This window comes from Subdoligranulum variabile (assembly GCF_025152575.1).
GTDB classification, from domain to species: domain Bacteria; phylum Bacillota; class Clostridia; order Oscillospirales; family Ruminococcaceae; genus Gemmiger; species Gemmiger variabilis.
In genome coordinates, this window is sequence record NZ_CP102293.1 from 2,520,133 (window position 1) to 2,536,267 (window position 16,135).

Consider the following 16,135-nt stretch of genomic DNA (forward strand, 5'->3'; position numbering starts at 1 on the left):
GAGAAATTATTCCATGCCCAGCAACTGGGGTAGTTCGGTGGTGGAGATGGTGTCGGCCCGCCAGCACCCCAGGCCCGGGCATTTGATGACGGTGATGTGATCACCGCGGGTCTTTTTGTCGTGCTGCATATATTCCAGCACTTTGGCTTTGTTGGCGCCGGTGCGGGTGGGTAGGCCCAGCGTGCGGTAGATGGCCCGCACCCGTTTGACCAGGGCGGGATCTTCGATCATGGGCAGCATGCCCAGCGCCACGCACTCGCCGTGGTACAGTCCGGTGGTGCGGCGGCCGCGGATGCCCCGGACCGCCTCGATGCCGTGGCCGATGGTGTGGCCGAAGTTCAGGCAGGCGCGTACGCTGCCCTCCCGCTCGTCCTGCTCCACAATCTTCTTCTTGAATTTCAGGCTGCGGTAGACGATCTGTTCGATCTGAGCCTCGGGGTCCTTGCTCTCGAAGAGGGCAAACAGCTGGGCGTCGCCGATCAGGCCGGTTTTGAGGGCCTCTGCCAGACCGTTGACCACGTGGCGGTGGGGCAGGGTAGCCAGGGTATCAAAATCCACCAGCACGACTTTGGGCTGCCAGAAGGCGCCGACGATGTTTTTCGTCTCGCCCAGGTCGATAGCGGTCTTGCCGCCGATGGAGGAATCCACCTGAGCCAGCACGGTGGTGGGGCAGTTGACAAAGTCGATGCCGCGCATATAGCTGGCGGCACAGAATCCGCCCAGATCGCCCACCACGCCGCCGCCTACAGCGACCAGCAGATCCTTGCGGTCCATATCGAATTCCAACATGGCCTGCAGGACCTGGCCGTAGACTTTCAGGCATTTGCTGCCCTCGCCCTGGGGAATGGTATAGATCGTGGAATGGGGACACTGGGCGGCAATGGTCTCGGCATACTGCCGGGGCACGCCGGAATCGGTCAGAACAAATACCTTGCGGTTCTCTACGTTGGTGAACTGATGCAGGTTGGCAAGACAGCCCGCTTTCAGAATAATGTCATAGCTGCGGCTTTTCAGTTGCATCGTCAGTTTCATGCTTCGCACGTCCTTTTGTCATCGGTTATTTTTCCGCGGTATCCAGGGTAAATGCGCCCACAAGACGCAGCGTGCTGCAGTCGGTGCGCAGAGTGTCCAGCAGGGCCTCGCAGTCGGCGCGGGTGCTGCCGGCCGGACAGACCAACTGGACATAGAAATAATATTCAAAGGGAACATGGGGCAGCGGGCGGCTCTTGATGCACTCCATATTGAAGCCGCGGGCGCCGATCTGATCCAGCACGGCGGCCAGCTGCCCCGGTTCATGCCGGGCGGTAAAAAGCAGCGCCAGCCGCTGGCCCTCGCCGGTCATCACAGGCGCTTCGTCGGCGCGCTCAATCACGATAAACCGGGTGGTGTTGTCACCGTCAGCGTTCACACCCGCCGCCAGAATTTTGAGCCCGTAGAGGTCGGCCGTCTCGGCGCTGGCAATGGCCGCCACCGACGGGTCGTTGAGCTCGGCAATATGGCGGGCGGCGTCGGCGGTGTTGCTCCAGGCCTGGGTGGCCAGACCGTGCTGCTGCAGGAACACGCTGCTCTGGGCCAGTGCCTGGGGATGGCTGATGACGGTGCGCACACCGGCCAGCGATGCCCCCGGTACGCCCAGCAGGTCCTGGCGGATAGGCAGATCGCACATCCGGGCCACGATCAGGCCGGGGTGAGTGTAGAGCAGATCCAGTACGGTGGAAACATCCCCGGCATTGGAATTTTCAAAGGGGAGCACGCCGAACTCGGCATCGCCGTTCTGGACGGCGTCGAATACTTCGCCCCAGGTGGCAAAGGAAAGGGTGCGGGAAAAAGGAAACAGCCGCCGCAGAGCGATGTGGCTCCAGGCCCCCTGTACTCCCTGGTAAGCGGCGGTGTCCCGGCCCAGCATGGCACGCTGGTACGCGCGGGAGACCGCCATCGCTTCCTGCAAAAAAGTACGGTAGTAAGGGCGCAGGGCTTCGTCCTGCAGACGGGCTGTGTTTTTATCCAGAACGGCCGCCTCGCGTACGGCGTCGAACACCGGCTTTCCGGTCTGGGCCTTGTAGCGCGCCACATCGGCCACCGCCCGCATGCGCCGTTCAAAGAGGGTGGCCATTTGGGCATCGATGGCGTCGATTTCGGTGCGCGCTTGCTGTAACAGGTCCATACGGAACGGCTCCTTTGCTTTTGGAATGATAAATATACGTAGTCAGTATACCATAAAGAAAAAGCCACCACAAGAGTGGTGGCAAGAAAAAAGCTATACAATCAGCCGTGCAGGGCACTGCGCAGGGCAGCCAGCAGTTCAGCCTGATATTCCGGGCTGAAGGTGCCGTGCAGCAGTTTGGGCAGGGCTTCCTCCTGGAGGCGCCGCCAGCTCTCGGCTTCACGGCCCGGAAGGATCGGCACAAAGGAAACACCGTTGGCAGCGGCGGCCTGGGCATCCCCCATGGCGTCGCCCACCATCATGACCTTGCGGCTCTCATACCCGCAGGCCAGCATGGTGGCAATGGAATTGGCCTTGCTGCCCACTTCCTGACCGAAGATGATGTCGGCGTGCTGGGCCAGACCGTAGCGTTTCCATTCGCTGGCGATGGCGCTTTCGTTGGCGGCGCTTACCACCGCCAGATCTGCCACGGTATGGAGCTGGCGCAGACTTTCCTGTACGCCGGGGAACGGCTCGAAGGTGGGTTCCAGTGCCTGGATGCGCCGGTTACAGGCGTTGCTCCATTCCAACAGCTTGCGCAGCGTCAGGCTGCCTGTCTTTTTGATCTCCAGCTGCAGACTGGCGGTGGAGAGCTCGGTGGCGGTATTCACCCAGGTGGCGATGTCCTCGCTGCCTGGGATCTCGATGCCCCGGTTTTTCAGCCGGTCAAAGATCAGCACCACGCTCTCGAAACGGGAAATGCCCCGCGTGAGAGTATGGAGATTGATCTCCTCCCAGGCGGAGGAGACAAAGTCGGCATAGTCCTCCAGCGCAAACACGCGGATGAGCTCCGGACACATGACCGTTGTATGCTTGATGCGCACGGTGTTCATCACACAGCCGTCTGAATCCATGCAGACCAAAAATTCACGTCTTTTGGTAAAATCCGTCAATGCGTTTGCCATGATGCCAACCCCCCAATGCCTTCCCGGACGATACTTTATACACCCCTATCATAACAAAAGCACCCGGTGCTTGGCAATGCTTTTTTTGAAAAAAATCTGTCTTTTGTACAAAAATACAATTTTAGGGATTGCCCTCTTCACGGAGAGCCTGCCCGATGGGCTGATTCAGTACCAGAGTGGCCATGGAATCCGCGGGCGTGGGCTGCTTGTTGATGACCACCAGATCGTCGCCCCGGAAGTAGCGCAGCAGCCCGGCGGCAGGGTAGACGGCCAGGCTGGTGCCGCCCACGATCAGGGTATCGGCGGCGGCGATGGCCCGCACGGCATTTTCCATCGTCTGTTCGTCCAGGCCCTCCTCGTAGAGCACCACATCGGGCTTTACGATGCCGCCGCACTCGGTGCAGCGGGGGATGCCGTCCCCCTGGCCGGCGGCCTGCTCGATGAATTCCACCGGATAGAATTTCCCACAGCGGGTGCAGTAATTGCGAAGAGTGGAACCGTGCAGCTCGTAGACCGTGCGGCTGCCTGCCGCCTGGTGCAGACCGTCAATATTCTGGGTCACCACGGCCTTGCAGACGCCCTGGCGCTCCAGCCTGGCCAGCCGAAGATGGGCGGCGTTGGGCTTGGCACCGTGCACGATCAGTTTATTGCGGTAGAAATCAAAAAATTCCGCCGTATGGGTCTCGTAGAAACTGTGGGAGAGCATGACCTCAGGCGGGTAGCGGAATTTCTGGTGGTACAGACCGTCCACCGAACGGAAATCCGGAATGCCGCTCTCGGTGGAAACTCCTGCCCCGCCGAAAAATACCATATTTTTGGATTTTGCCAGGATCGCTTCCAGCGCCGGAACCATACAAACTTCCCCTTTCGTTTTTGCTGCGGATGGATTATAATGGAAAAAACGCAGCGTATAACTACATTATAAGTGCAAAACAAGGGGGATGCAAGATGCAGGAGATCACGCGCAGTGTGGTGCAGGGGCTGCTGCCCCGGCGCGATGCCGATACCAACAAAGGCAGTTTCGGCAGTGTGCTGGCGGTGGCCGGCAGTATGGCGTACCGCGGGGCGGCATCGCTCTGTGTAGAGGGGGCGCTGCGGGGCGGCGCAGGGCTTGTCTATCTGGCGGCCATCGAACCGGTCCTGCAGCTGGTGCTGACCCGCACCCCGGAGTGCTGCCCCTGCGGATGCCGCACCGACAATGGCGGCGGCATCCGTGCCCAGGACACCGCTGCGCTGCGGGAATGGTTTGCCGATAAGAATACCGTGCTGCTGGCGGGGCCGGGGCTGGGGGAAGGCGCCGGAGCCATCTGCGGCGGCCTGTTGGGTAAACGGGCCCCCTGGGTGGCGGCTGTGCTGGACGCAGATGCTCTCAACGCCCTGGCGGCGGGAACACTGCGCGGCCCGCTGCCGGAGCACACCATCCTGACACCGCATCCCGGGGAAGCGGCCCGTCTGCTGCATACCACGGTGGGCGAGGTACAGGCCGACCGGGAACAGGCAGTGCGTCAGCTGGCCGAGGAATATCACTGTGTGGCGGTGCTCAAAGGCAACGGTACGCTGATCGCGGCGCCCGGGGAGCCGGTCTGGCGCAACACCACCGGCAATGCCGGGCTGGCCCGGGGCGGCAGCGGGGATATTCTGGCCGGACTCATGGCCGGTATTCTGGCGGCGGGTTGGCGGCAGGGACGCAGCGCACTGGAAGCGGCCATGATGGCCGTCTGGCTGCACGGTGCGGCAGCGGACCACTGTGCTGAGCGCCGGAGCATGACCGCTATGCTGCCCCAGGACCTGTTTGAGGATCTGGGAGCGGTGCTCACCGGACTGGAAGGGTAAAAGGAAAGCCATACAGGGGAGAGGAAGTTATTTACATTATGTCCATTGAAAAGGTAAAAGCCTATTTTGCAAAGTTTGGGATGCAGGACCGCATTCTGGAGTTCCCGGTATCCAGCGCCACGGTGGAATTGGCCGCCGAGGCGCTGCACTGCGAGCCATGCCGCATTGCCAAGACGCTGTCCTTTGCGGTGGGGGAGATCCCGGTGCTGATCGTGGCGGCCGGCGACACCAAAATCGACAACCACAAATACAAGGCGCAGTTCGGCACCAAGGCCAAAATGCTCACGCCGGAACAGGCGGCCGAACGCATCGGCCATGCGGTGGGCGGTGTCTGCCCCTTTGCGGTGCAGCCCGGTGTGGAAGTGTATCTGGATGCATCCCTCAAGCGGTTTGAAACGGTCTTCCCGGCCTGCGGCAGCAGCAACAGTGCCATTGAACTGACCATCCCGGAACTGGAACGATATTCGGGATACAAGGCCTGGGTGGATGTCTGCAAAGGCTGGGGCGAGGAATAAACGTCCCTGAGGAAAAGAAAAAACCATCCGCCCCGGCGGCGTGGAAAGGAGATTGTTATGACTTATCAGGAAGTAGTGGAAAAAGTCCGGACCATGTTCGGCAGTGCCGATGTGAGCAACATCCGGGAGCATCTGGCGTACCAGTTCAACATCACAGGGGAGGGCGCCGGCGCCTTCTATGTGGAAGTGCGGGACGGGAAAATGTTTATTGAACCCTACGAATACCATGACTGCGACGCGGCCTTTACCTGCTCGGCAGACCTGCTCTTCAAGCTGGCTGCGGGCAAGGCGGATCCGGTGGCGTCGGTGCTTATGGGCAAGCTGAAGGTGGAGGGCAGCATCGACAAGGCGATGCATATCAAGACCTTCCTGGCGGCACACAAGGGCTGACGCCCGCCGCTGCCGGAAAGGAAACCGGAATGACGACGGTTTTGTGGGTCACCGTGGCCGCAGTCTGGTTTGGGGGGATGACCTGGCTTTCTCACCAGGCCGGGCCCGAGACCAGCCGCACCAGCCGGGAACTGGCCGAGGAACTGCACAGTCTGCTGCCCGGGGTGGAGACAGACGCCCTCAACATCTTGCTGCGCAAAGCCGCACACCCGATTCTCTTTGCCGGACTGGCGATGTTTATTGGTCTGGCACTGCGATCTGCCGGTTGCCGGACAGGCCTGCTCCCGGCGGGGATAGCCCAGCTCCTCTGGTGCTGGGGAGATGAGGTCACCAAACGGATGGTGCCGGGACGGCACTTTGCCTGGTTGGATGTGGGCCTCAATGCCGTGGGCACGCTGCTGGGCAGCGGAGCGGTGCTGTTGTTGGGATAACATCATAAGGAATAAAAGAGGAGCGGATTCTCCCTGCAGGGAGAATCCGCTCCTCTTTGCTTGTCAAAAAATCAGTGGCGCCAGGGTTCCTGCCCTTCGTTTTCCACCGTGATGTGGCACAGTTTCATGGCGGCCAGAGCGGTGTCGTGAGACTGGGGTGTCACGCAGGCACAGCAGGCCGCATCCACCGAAATCTCCGCTTCCGGCAGGGCAGCCTTGAGCAGAATGGCGTTGGAGAGCACACAGATGCCGGTGCAAAGGCCCACCAGCTCGATCTCCACCGGCTCGTTCCCGTTGGCCAGAGGGCGCAGTCGTTCAGCCAGTTCCATCGAGCCGAAGGTGGGCTTGTCAAAGATGTGGTCGGGGGCCACTGCCGCCAGTGCGGCGTCGATTTTCGGGTCCAGGGCATGGCCGGGGGTGCCGGCGACACAATGTACCACCGGCAGATGCCGCCCTTCACAGCTGGCGAGATAGTCCGGCGTGTGGGTGTCCCGGGTGACAAAGACGGATTCCGGGGCGTAGGCGGCGATTTTGGCCGCCACATTGTCCAGAATGGTCTGGGCTTCGGGCGTCCCCAGACTTCCGTCGATAAAATCCTTCTGCATGTCCACAACGATGAGCAGTTTCATGGCAGCCTCCTGGGGGCCGTACCCCTTACTTTTTGTGGTATTTGCGATCTTCCTCCTCGTAGGCGGGATCGCAGGTCAGATAGATGCCCAGTTTGTTCAGGGTGTCGCTGTCCACACTGGACAGGATCACCGTGGAGTGCATATCGCAGCCCTTGAGTTTGGGCAGCTGGGAGAGCGCTGCAGCGGCATACTCGTTTTCCGATACCGAGCTGGACAGGGCGATCAGGATCTCGTCGGTGTGGAGCCGGGGATTCTTGCTGCCCAGGTAGGTGGTTTTCAGCGTCTGGATCGGTTCGATGGCCCGGGCTGAGACCAGCTCCACCTCGGGACCGATGCCGGCCAGCTGTTTCAGGGCATTGAGCAGCGCCGAGGAGGCTGCGCCCAGCAGCGGACCGGTCTTGCCGGTGACGATGGTGCCGTCGGCCAGCTCGATGGCCGCGGCAGGCAGTCCGCCGGTGGCTTCGGACCGGGCATGGGCCTGCTGTTCCACGGCGCGGCTGCCCACGGTCAGCCCGGCCTGGTTGAGCAGCAGCTCCAACTTGAAGCGCTCCTCTTTGACGGTGCCGCCCACCTTCTGCTCGCACAGACATTTGAGGTAACGGCGCAGGATCTCCTTGCGGGAAGCCTCGCAGCAGACTTCGTCATCCACGATACAGTTGCCCGCCATGTTCACGCCCATATCGGTGGGAGACTGGTAGGGGCTCTGTCCCGAAATCATCTCGAACATGGCGTGCAGCACCGGGAAAATCTCGATGTCCCGGTTGTAGTTGACGGCAGTCTCCCCATAGGCTTCCAGATGGAAGGGGTCGATCATGTTCACGTCGTTCAGATCGGCGGTGGCGGCCTCGTAGGCCAGGTTCACCGGATGTTTCAGCGGCAGATTCCAGATGGGGAAGGTCTCGAACTTGGCGTAACCGGCCTTGACGCCGCGCTTGTGCTCGTGGTAGAGCTGGGACAGGCAGACCGCCATCTTGCCGCTGCCGGGCCCCGGCGCTGTGATGACCACCAGCGGGCGCTCCGTCTCAATGTAGTCGTTCTTGCCGTAGCCTTCATCGCTGACGATGCGGGCCACGTCGTTGGGGTAGCCGGCGATCTTGTAATGGCGGAAAGTGCGGATGCCCAGTGTGTGCAGCCGGTTCTCGAAAGCCTCCACTTCGGGGGCAGGAGTGTACATTGTCACGCAGACGCTGCCCACAAACAGCCCTACGCCCTGGAAGGCGTCGATGAGGCGCAGCACGTCCATGTCGTAGGTGATGCCGTAGTCGCCCCGCAGCTTGTTGCTGACGATGTCCTCGGCACTGATGACCACCACGATCTCGGCCTGATCCTTCAGCTGCAGCAGCATCTGCAGCTTGGAATCGGGCTGGAAACCCGGCAAAACGCGGGAAGCATGGTAGTCGTCGAACAACTTGCCGCCGAATTCCAGATACAGCTTGTTGTCGAACTGGGCAATCCGCTCCCGGATGTGGGTGGACTGCATGGCCAGATATTTGTCGTTATCAAATCCTATTTTCATTACACAACTCTTTTCTCTGTGCTGAATGCCGGTCGGAAGCGCCCCGCCGGTCCTGTCGGAACCAGTATACCATACCCGGAACGGCTGTGCAATGCGGCAAAAAAGAAAAGCCGTACGACATTGTCGTACGGCTTTTGGTGCGCCCGCAGGAACTCGAATCCTGGACCCTCTGATTAAAAGTCAGATGCTCTACCAACTGAGCTACGGGCACATGACGCTGTGCATCACTGGGATTGCAGCCTTAATAGTATACCAAGGCGGGCGGCGTTTGTCAATATCTTTTTCCGAACAAATCCGAAAAAATCCCCGGGCTTTTCTGCGGCCGCCCTTGCCAAACAGACGCCGTCGCGGTATAATACATTTTTAGAATAAAAACCGTAAAGGGGATTGGAAATATGGAAACTTTGGGCAACCTGCGCCGTACCCGTTATTGCGGGGAGGTCAGCCTGGCCGACGCCGGCCAGGAGATGACCGTCTGCGGCTCCATCGCCCGTGCCCGCGATAAGGGCGGCATCATCTTTGCCGACCTGCGCGATACCACCGGCATTCTGCAGCTGGTGTTCGATGAGGATACGCCGAAAGAGGTCTTCGCCAAGGCGGAGAGCCTCAAGAGCGAGTATGTGGTGATCTGCCGCGGCAAGCTGCGGGAGCGCGCCTCCAAGACCGACAAGATCGCCACCGGTGACGTGGAGCTGTATGTCTCGGAACTGCGGGTGCTCAGCGAAGCCCAGACCCCGCCCTTCGAGATCCGTGACGAGATCAACGTTAATGACGACCTGCGTCTGCGCTACCGGTATCTGGATCTGCGCCGTCCCTCCATGCATGAGCCCATCGTGCTGCGCAGCAAGATCATGCAGATCATCCGCAGCTACTTCACTGACAACCACTTTACCGAGATCGAGACGCCCACCCTCATCAAGTCCACGCCGGAGGGCGCCCGTGACTATCTGGTGCCCAGCCGCGTGCAGCCGGGCCACTTCTACGCGCTGCCCCAGAGCCCGCAGCTCTACAAGCAGATCCTGATGCTGTCCGGCTTTGACCGGTATTTCCAGATCGCCCGCTGCTACCGCGACGAGGACCTGCGCGCCGACCGTCAGCCCGAGTTCACCCAGGTGGACGAGGAAATGTCCTTTGTCACCGAGGACGATATCATGACCGTCAACGAGGGACTGCTCAAGCGTCTGTGGAAAGAGATGCTGGGCATCGACCTGGTCACCCCCTTTGAGCGGATGCCCTGGAACGACGCCATGAGCCGTTTCGGCTCCGACAAGCCGGACACCCGGTTCGGCCTGGAGATTCAGGATGTCACTTCGGTGTTTGCGAATACCGAGTTCAAGCCCTTTGCCGCCGTCATCGAGGCCAAGGGCACCATCCGGGCCATCAACGCCAAGGGCCTGGCCGACAAGCTGAGCCGCAAGAACATTGACAAGCTGGGCGAGGTCGCCAAGACTTACGGTGCCAAGGGCCTGGCTTACAGCCGTCTGACCGCCGACGGTACCTCCTCCAGCTTCGAGAAGTTCCTCACCGAGGAGGAAAAGACTGCCCTGTATGCAGCCCTGGGCGCCGAGACGGGCGACGTGCTGCTGCTGGTCAGCGACGCCGACTGGGTGAAGGCCTGCACGGCCCTGGGCCAGGTCCGTCTGGACATTGCCCGCAAGCATGACCTCATCGACAATGACAAGTTCAACTTCCTGTGGGTGGTGGACTTCCCGCTGTTTGAGTACAGCGAGCAGGAAGGACGCTGGATGGCCATGCACCATCCCTTCACCATGCCCAAGGCGGAAGATCTGGACAAGATCGAGAGCGATCCCGGTGCCTGCCATGCCGTGGCCTACGACATCGTGCTCAACGGTGTGGAACTGGGCGGCGGTTCCATGCGTATCAACGATCCGGCCCTGCAGGACCGGATGTTCAAGGCTTTGGGCTTCACTGAGGAGAAGGCCCGCGCCAGCTTCGGCTTCCTGATGGATGCCTACAAGTTCGGTGCGCCGCCCCACGGCGGTATGGCCTACGGCCTGGACCGCATGGTCATGTTGATGCTCAAGAAGGACTCCATCCGCGACGTCATTGCGTTCCCGAAGGTGCAGAACGCTGGTGAGCCCATGAGCGGCGCCCCTGATGTGGTGGACGAGAAGCAGCTGGCTGATCTGTCCATTGCGCTGACCCTGCCGGAAAAAGAATAAACTACCAAAGCCCTGCGTCACACAGACGCAGGGCTTTTTTACAGGGCAAGGCCCCCGCCGTAGAGCGGGGGCCTTGTGTGTTTTCAGTATTTGGGTTTTGTGTCATCCGCCGGCGGTTCAGAAGAAGTTGGCGGTGCGCCGTAAGAAGCCGGGCTGGAAGAGGGGGCGGTCGGTTTGGACGGCCGAGGATGGCGGGCGCGATGACGGCGGGCCAGTACCCGAATCACGATGACCGCAAGGACAGCGATGATCAGCAGAGGCCACAGATAGACGACCACCAGCACGATGCCCTGTACACAGAGAACAAAGCCGTTCCAGCCGCCCCGGAAGGCGTCGGTCAGGCGCTCGGGGAAGGTGGTGCCGGAGGGGGTCAGCGAGGCAACCTCCCGCAGAGAGATGTCCACGGTGGAGTAGGTGATCTGTCCGCTCAGGGCGCGCATCTGCTGGGTGTAGCTTTCCAGCTGGTACTGCACGTCGGAAAGCTGACTCTCAATTTCCAGCAGATCGGCGGTGGTTTCGGCCCCGGCGGCCAGCTCGTTGAGGCGGTCCCGCTGGTTTTCCAGCGAGTCGATGCGCGCCTGCAGGTCTATGTAGTCGCTGGTGACGTTCTCGGCATTTTCTTCCAGATTCAGAAGGTTGCCGCTCTCCCCGGCCTGGGCAAGGAAGGTACTGTAGTTGTCCGCCGGGACCCGCACCGTATAGCTGGCGCGGCGGTCATGGTCGTCGGCGCTGCCGCTGAGGTGGCTGTACTCCAGCCAGGCATCGTTGGCATCCACAGCGGCCAGCAGGGTGTCCCGGGCGGTGTCGAAATCGGTGGATTCCAGCGAAAGATTCGCCCGGTAGATCATCTTCTGGGCAGTCTCGGTGGTGGCGTTTGTGCCTTCGGGGAGCAGGGCACTTTCGGCGCCGCCGGCCTCCTGGGCCATGGCGGCATCGCTGCTCATCTCGTAGGTGGCAGCGGAACTGTTGGTACTGCCGCCGGAAGCACCACAGCCGGCCAGCAAAGCTGCAGCCAGCAGGGTGGCCGCCAGGCGGGAAATGCGTCGTTTCATAAGGCCCTCCTTTCTTGGTGGCGGAGCAACTCCGTATATCCTGTTTTCTGTGGCTTCAGTATAGCATAAAAACCGCGGCTTGTGGATTACAGCTTGCCAACAAAACGGCTACAAAAAAGGAACAGGTCGGACAAATTCCGGCCTGTTCCACAAAAACGGAAGGATTATTCGGCTTTCTGCCCAAGGAGCTTGAGATCGTCGTTGTCGGCAAAGGCAACGGCGTTATAACCGGCGCCCTCCAGCGTGCCGAACTGCTTGCCCAGTTTTTTGGCTTGGGGCAGCACCGTCACGTCATAGTCGGCGCGCAGCGTCTGGGCCTTGGCCAGTACGGCGGCAAAATCGGCGTCCTTGCAGTAGAGCAGCGCCAGACGCGGCTTGGCACCGGGAATCTGGTAGCCCTGCTCCAGCAGGATGCCGCAGACCCGCTCAAATCCGATGGAGAAGCCCACCGCCGGTACCTGCTGGCCGATGAACTTGCCCACCATGTTGTCGTAGCGTCCGCCGCCGGCCACCGCACCGCTGAACTGCGGGCAGGTGACCTCGAATACCATGCCGGTGTAGTAGCCCTGGCCGCGGACCAGGCTGGGAGCATAGGCGATGCCGTACCGCCCGGCGGCAATCTTCTCGCTGGTGGCGATGACATACCGCAGATCGGCGGTGAGGGCCTCGTCGTCCACCTTGGCGGCCACGGTGTCCAGGCTGAAATCTCCGGCGCGCAGGAATTCATCCAGGGCTTCTACGGCTTCAGCAGCAAAACCCTTCTCGGTCAGCTCGGCTTTCACGCCGTCGGCTCCGATCTTGTCCAGCTTGTCAAAGCTGATGCAGACGGAATCCAGATCCCCGGCGGCAAATCCCATCTTCTGCAGCATGGCCCGCAGGATGCGGCGATCATTGATGTTGACGGTAAAGCCGGTAAAGCCGATGGCCAGCAGGGCACGGGCGGTCACATCGATGAGCTCCACCTCGGCGTTGGGGCTGGAATCTCCCAGAATATCAATATCGCACTGGACGAATTCCCGCAGACGGCCTTTCTGGGGGCGCTCGGCGCGGTAGACGCGGTCGGTCTGGATGACCTTGAAGGGGGTGGGCAGTTCATTGCGGTTGGCTGCATAATAGCGGGAGAGGGGCAGCGTCAGGTCATAGCGCAGCCCCATGTCGGAAAGCTGTTTCTCGTCCCCGGTGGCCAGCGCTTTCTCCAGTTTGTCGCCGCGCTTGAGTACCTTGAAAATCAGGTTGAGGTTGTCGCCGCCGTCGCTCTTGTCCAGATTCTCCATATCCTCCAGAATGGGGGTGGAGATCCGCTGGAAGCCCGCGGCGCGGTAGGTGGCCAGAATCTGGCCCTGAATATAGTCACGCAGAGCCTGCTCATGGGGCAGCAGGTCGCGCATGCCTTTTAATGGCTGGGTTTTCATCGGCAAGGACTCCTTAACATTTATAATGGTATCATGATAAACTCCCTGCCGCATTTTGTCAATGCAAACCGGGCATACTGAAAGGACAGGGGAGGGATCCTGGATGAAAAAACAGAACCGCGGACCGTACATTCTGGCGGCGGGGGCCGGCGTACAGCTGCTTACCGGTATTCCGGCAGCGTGGGGGGCATTCCAGCGTCCGGTCATGCAGGGATATGGTCTGTCTCGCGGGCAGGCCATGCTGGTCTTTGCGGTGCTGGTGGCCTCCTACGGGGTGGGATGTGCCGTGGGCGGCCTTTTGCAGGACCGCCGCGGCCCTCGTGCGGCCGGACTCTGGGGAACAGCTTTGCTGTCGGGGGGATTCCTTGCCGCTGCTCTGGTGCCTGCCGGCAATGCGCCGATGTTTCTTCTGGTCTACAGCCTGCCGGCTGGGGTGGGCAGCGCCTTTCTGGCTCCGGCGGTACTGGCCTGCGCCCAGAAATGGTATCAGAAGAAAAAAGGCTGGGCCACCGGCGTGACCGGGGTAGCCATGGGACTTTCCGGCGCTTTTTATACGTTGTTTGTCCGTCTGGTGGGCGGACAGTGGGGGATCCGGATCTGCTTTGCGGCGTTGGGACTTCTCATGCTGATCGTCTGCGGCAGTGGGGCCGCTGTGCTGCAGGATCCGCCCCGACCCGGGCAGGCTGCGCCTCTGCCGGGCATCGACTACAGGCAGATGATCCGCACAAAACAATACAAACTCTGTGTGGCGGCGGTAGCGCTCAGCGCGCCCCCGGTGCTGCTCTTCAGCCCGGAGATCTACACCATTGCGGCAGACCGCGGCCTGCCGGAAAATCTGGCTCCGTTCAGCATTGTGCTGGGGTCGGCGGCCAGCGCGGCCGGGCGGCTGCTCTGCCCGGCGGGCAGTGATCACTGGGGGCGTAAACGGGTGCTCTATGGGGTGTATCTGGGCCTGGCGGCGGGTTCCGTGGGCTTTGCCTTTGCCCGGGGAGGATGGGTGCTGGCATCCTATGCGCTGCTGACCTTTTTCTATTCCGGCGGGGCTGCCGTCCAGCCGGCCCTCAACACCGATCTCTTTGGGCTGCGCCATGCCGGGGTCAACTACGGCTTCATCGCCCTGGGCATGAGCGCGGGCAGTCTGCTGAGCTATGTCGGCAGTCAGGCCCTGCCGCTCACGGCGCGTCACTGGCTGGCCGGCGGCTGCGCCCTGGCGGGGCTGTTCTGTGTACGTCTTGTAAAACCTGCGGCAAAATCTTGAAATGGCGCGTTGGAACGTGTACACTATATAGGTTATCCCTTTTCGCAAACGATTCCAAAGGAGGACCCATGCAGCAAACACAACAGTTGCGGCAGCTCGCAGCGCGCTCGGCCACCGCCTTTTTGTTGGCGGTGCTCTGCGTTTACCCCTTGTACATCGATAAATTTTCCAACCTCGGCGTGGTCAAGTTCACCGGCGTCTGCACCCTCTCCTGGGCGTTCTGCCTTTGGCTGGGCGCCCTGGCACTGGTGGGCGCTGTGCCCCGCCCCGGGCGATTCACCACCCAGGATCCCACCCTCTGGTCGCTGGGCGCCTTCGTCCTTGTGACGCTGGTCTCCACCGCAACGTCCCTGTCGCCGGTAGCGTCCTTCTGGGGATTGGGCGGTTACTACGGCGGTCTTATGATGGTGTTCTTTACGGCGGCCGGCTACCTGGCCATCCGGGCCTTTGCACCCCAGGATCTGCTCAACGGTCTGACGTTCTGCGTCGGTATCACCACGGCCATCGTCACGGTGCTCTATGTGCTCAACATCTTCAATATTGACCTCATCGGTACCTACGCCGACACCGCTGTGGTGGAGCGTGCCCAGTTCTTTTCTACCCTGGGCCAGAAAAACTTCAACTCCGGTTTCATGGCCTTCGCACTGCCGCTGGTCTTTTACGCCTTCCTGGTGGCCCGGGGCGTACGGCACACCATTTTCTACGGGATCCCGGCCTTCTTCGGCGGGCTGGCCCTGGCGGTGGTGGATGCCGAGGGTCTGGCTCTGGGTATCGGCGCGGCGGTGCTGGTGCTCATCTGCCAGAAGATGTTTACCACCCGCACCTTGCGGCGCATCGCAGTGATCGGAGCCTTTTTCTTTTTCCACGCCGGTTGGATGCAGTACATGCGCACCCACGTCTATACCCAGGGCGGCAAACCCATGCTGGCGGCGCTGGGACATATGGGGCTGGAAGGACTGGCTGCCTGTACGATTCTGTGGGCGGTACTGCGGTTCGGCCTGCACGGACGGGAAATTCCCCTCTGGCGCGCCGGACGTGTGGTGGCGGCGGTGGCCGTGACGGCGGCGGTGCTGCTGTACGGCCTGGCCAACTTCTGGCCGGGGTTTCCCAGTCTCGGACGGCTGGATGATATCCTCATCATCAACGACGACTGGGGCACCTACCGCGGTACGGCCTGGCGGATCACCTGGAGCACCTGGCTTTCCCAGCCGCTGTGGCGCAAGATCATCGGGGTGGGTACCGGCATGATGCACACCGCTATGATGGACTGGGCGGGCACCGGCGTCACTGACCGTATGAAAACCTTCTATGCAGCCCATAATGAATATCTGGAACAGCTGCTCACCACCGGCGTGCTGGGGCTGGCTGCCTGGGTCTGGTTTATCGTGGCCCATCTGCGCCGCGCTGCCAAAAACTGGCTGCGGCCCGGCGTGGCGCCGGTGGCGCTGGCACTGGTCAGCTATCTGGCCCATGCGGTGGTGTCCATCCGGGTGTCCATGATCTTTCCGGAAATCATGCTGCTCTTTGCCCTGCTGATGGTGTTCTGCCGCCCGCCGGAGGAGGAAAGCGCCCCGGCGGAAAAACCGCGGCACGGCAAGGCAAAGAAGAGGGAAGAACCGCTGGCCAAGCCGGGGCTTATTCGGCTGTGGGCGCCGCCCGCCGTGGCGGCCGTTGTGATGATGGCGGTGTGCGGTGCGGCTTCCCGGGTGTTCTTCGGATTTCTGTTTTGAGAAAAAGGGGAAAACGGGCAAAAAAACGAAGTGTTAGTATTTGCTAACATCTTGCAAAAAGCGCGTCGACCCTTTATA

The 16,135-nt window shown here is 61.2% G+C and carries 15 protein-coding genes and 1 tRNA gene; 7 read left to right on the forward strand and 9 right to left on the reverse strand.

Annotated features, from left to right (window positions below; genetic code table 11):
* Window positions 1-6 precede the first annotated feature (6 nt).
* The 4 genes from aroB to NQ490_RS11830 form a co-directional block, all read right to left on the reverse strand.
* Window positions 7-1,032 (reverse strand): 3-dehydroquinate synthase, encoded by a 1,026-nt coding sequence (gene aroB, locus NQ490_RS11815; protein ID WP_007046003.1) that lies wholly within the window; start codon window positions 1,030-1,032, stop codon window positions 7-9.
* 25 nt (window positions 1,033-1,057) lie between these two features.
* Window positions 1,058-2,164: a bifunctional chorismate mutase/prephenate dehydratase gene (locus tag NQ490_RS11820; RefSeq protein WP_007046004.1), complete on the reverse strand. Its 1,107-nt coding sequence runs from the start codon at window positions 2,162-2,164 to the stop codon at window positions 1,058-1,060.
* 101 nt (window positions 2,165-2,265) lie between these two features.
* Complete coding sequence (locus NQ490_RS11825) at window positions 2,266-3,108, reverse strand: HAD family hydrolase (protein ID WP_007046005.1); 843 nt, start codon at window positions 3,106-3,108, stop codon at window positions 2,266-2,268.
* 121 nt (window positions 3,109-3,229) lie between these two features.
* Window positions 3,230-3,961, reverse strand: coding sequence for an NAD-dependent protein deacylase (locus NQ490_RS11830; RefSeq protein WP_007046006.1), 732 nt, complete (start codon window positions 3,959-3,961; stop codon window positions 3,230-3,232).
* A 95-nt stretch (window positions 3,962-4,056) separates the two neighbouring features.
* Between NQ490_RS11830 and NQ490_RS11835 the strand changes: the two genes are divergently transcribed.
* From NQ490_RS11835 to NQ490_RS11850, 4 genes are read left to right on the forward strand one after another with little or no spacing between them, the layout of a single operon-like run.
* Window positions 4,057-4,941, forward strand: a complete 885-nt coding sequence (locus NQ490_RS11835; RefSeq protein ID WP_040917465.1) for an NAD(P)H-hydrate dehydratase — start codon at window positions 4,057-4,059, stop codon at window positions 4,939-4,941.
* 38 nt (window positions 4,942-4,979) lie between these two features.
* Window positions 4,980-5,456, forward strand: coding sequence for a YbaK/EbsC family protein (locus NQ490_RS11840; RefSeq protein WP_007046008.1), 477 nt, complete (start codon window positions 4,980-4,982; stop codon window positions 5,454-5,456).
* A 57-nt stretch (window positions 5,457-5,513) separates the two neighbouring features.
* Entirely contained in the window at window positions 5,514-5,846 is a 333-nt protein-coding gene (locus NQ490_RS11845) for an SCP2 sterol-binding domain-containing protein (RefSeq protein ID WP_007046009.1), read from the forward strand.
* Between the two features lie 29 nt (window positions 5,847-5,875).
* A complete protein-coding gene (locus NQ490_RS11850) occupies window positions 5,876-6,277 on the forward strand; it encodes a VanZ family protein (RefSeq protein WP_007046010.1) in 402 nt (133 codons plus the stop codon).
* A gap of 71 nt (window positions 6,278-6,348) precedes the next feature.
* Here NQ490_RS11850 and NQ490_RS11855 read toward each other — a convergent pair whose 3' ends face one another.
* From NQ490_RS11855 to NQ490_RS11865, 3 genes are all read right to left on the reverse strand, one after another.
* A complete protein-coding gene (locus tag NQ490_RS11855; protein WP_007046011.1) occupies window positions 6,349-6,906 on the reverse strand; it encodes a cysteine hydrolase family protein in 558 nt (185 codons plus the stop codon).
* A gap of 25 nt (window positions 6,907-6,931) precedes the next feature.
* Complete coding sequence (locus NQ490_RS11860; RefSeq protein ID WP_007046012.1) at window positions 6,932-8,422, reverse strand: DUF1846 domain-containing protein; 1,491 nt, start codon at window positions 8,420-8,422, stop codon at window positions 6,932-6,934.
* Between the two features lie 135 nt (window positions 8,423-8,557).
* Window positions 8,558-8,633, reverse strand: a tRNA-Lys gene (locus NQ490_RS11865).
* Between the two features lie 184 nt (window positions 8,634-8,817).
* Between NQ490_RS11865 and aspS the strand changes: the two genes are divergently transcribed.
* Window positions 8,818-10,605 carry an aspartate--tRNA ligase gene (gene aspS / locus NQ490_RS11870; RefSeq protein WP_007046013.1) on the forward strand — a complete coding sequence of 596 codons (1,788 nt, stop codon included), beginning with the start codon at window positions 8,818-8,820 and terminating at the stop codon, window positions 10,603-10,605.
* An 83-nt stretch (window positions 10,606-10,688) separates the two neighbouring features.
* On the opposite strand, the gene NQ490_RS11875 is transcribed toward aspS, so the two are convergent.
* On the reverse strand, window positions 10,689-11,657 hold the full coding sequence (locus NQ490_RS11875; RefSeq protein WP_007046014.1) for a DUF4349 domain-containing protein: 969 nt from the start codon (window positions 11,655-11,657) through the stop codon (window positions 10,689-10,691).
* Window positions 11,658-11,821: 164 nt separating this feature from the next.
* Window positions 11,822-13,069: a histidine--tRNA ligase gene (gene hisS, locus NQ490_RS11880; RefSeq protein WP_040917467.1), complete on the reverse strand. Its 1,248-nt coding sequence runs from the start codon at window positions 13,067-13,069 to the stop codon at window positions 11,822-11,824.
* Window positions 13,070-13,172: 103 nt separating this feature from the next.
* Between hisS and NQ490_RS11885 the strand changes: the two genes are divergently transcribed.
* Both NQ490_RS11885 and NQ490_RS11890 read left to right on the forward strand, forming a co-directional pair.
* Window positions 13,173-14,327: an MFS transporter gene (locus tag NQ490_RS11885; protein ID WP_259951326.1), complete on the forward strand. Its 1,155-nt coding sequence runs from the start codon at window positions 13,173-13,175 to the stop codon at window positions 14,325-14,327.
* Between the two features lie 68 nt (window positions 14,328-14,395).
* Window positions 14,396-16,057: an O-antigen ligase family protein gene (locus NQ490_RS11890; protein WP_007046018.1), complete on the forward strand. Its 1,662-nt coding sequence runs from the start codon at window positions 14,396-14,398 to the stop codon at window positions 16,055-16,057.
* Window positions 16,058-16,135 lie beyond the last annotated feature (78 nt).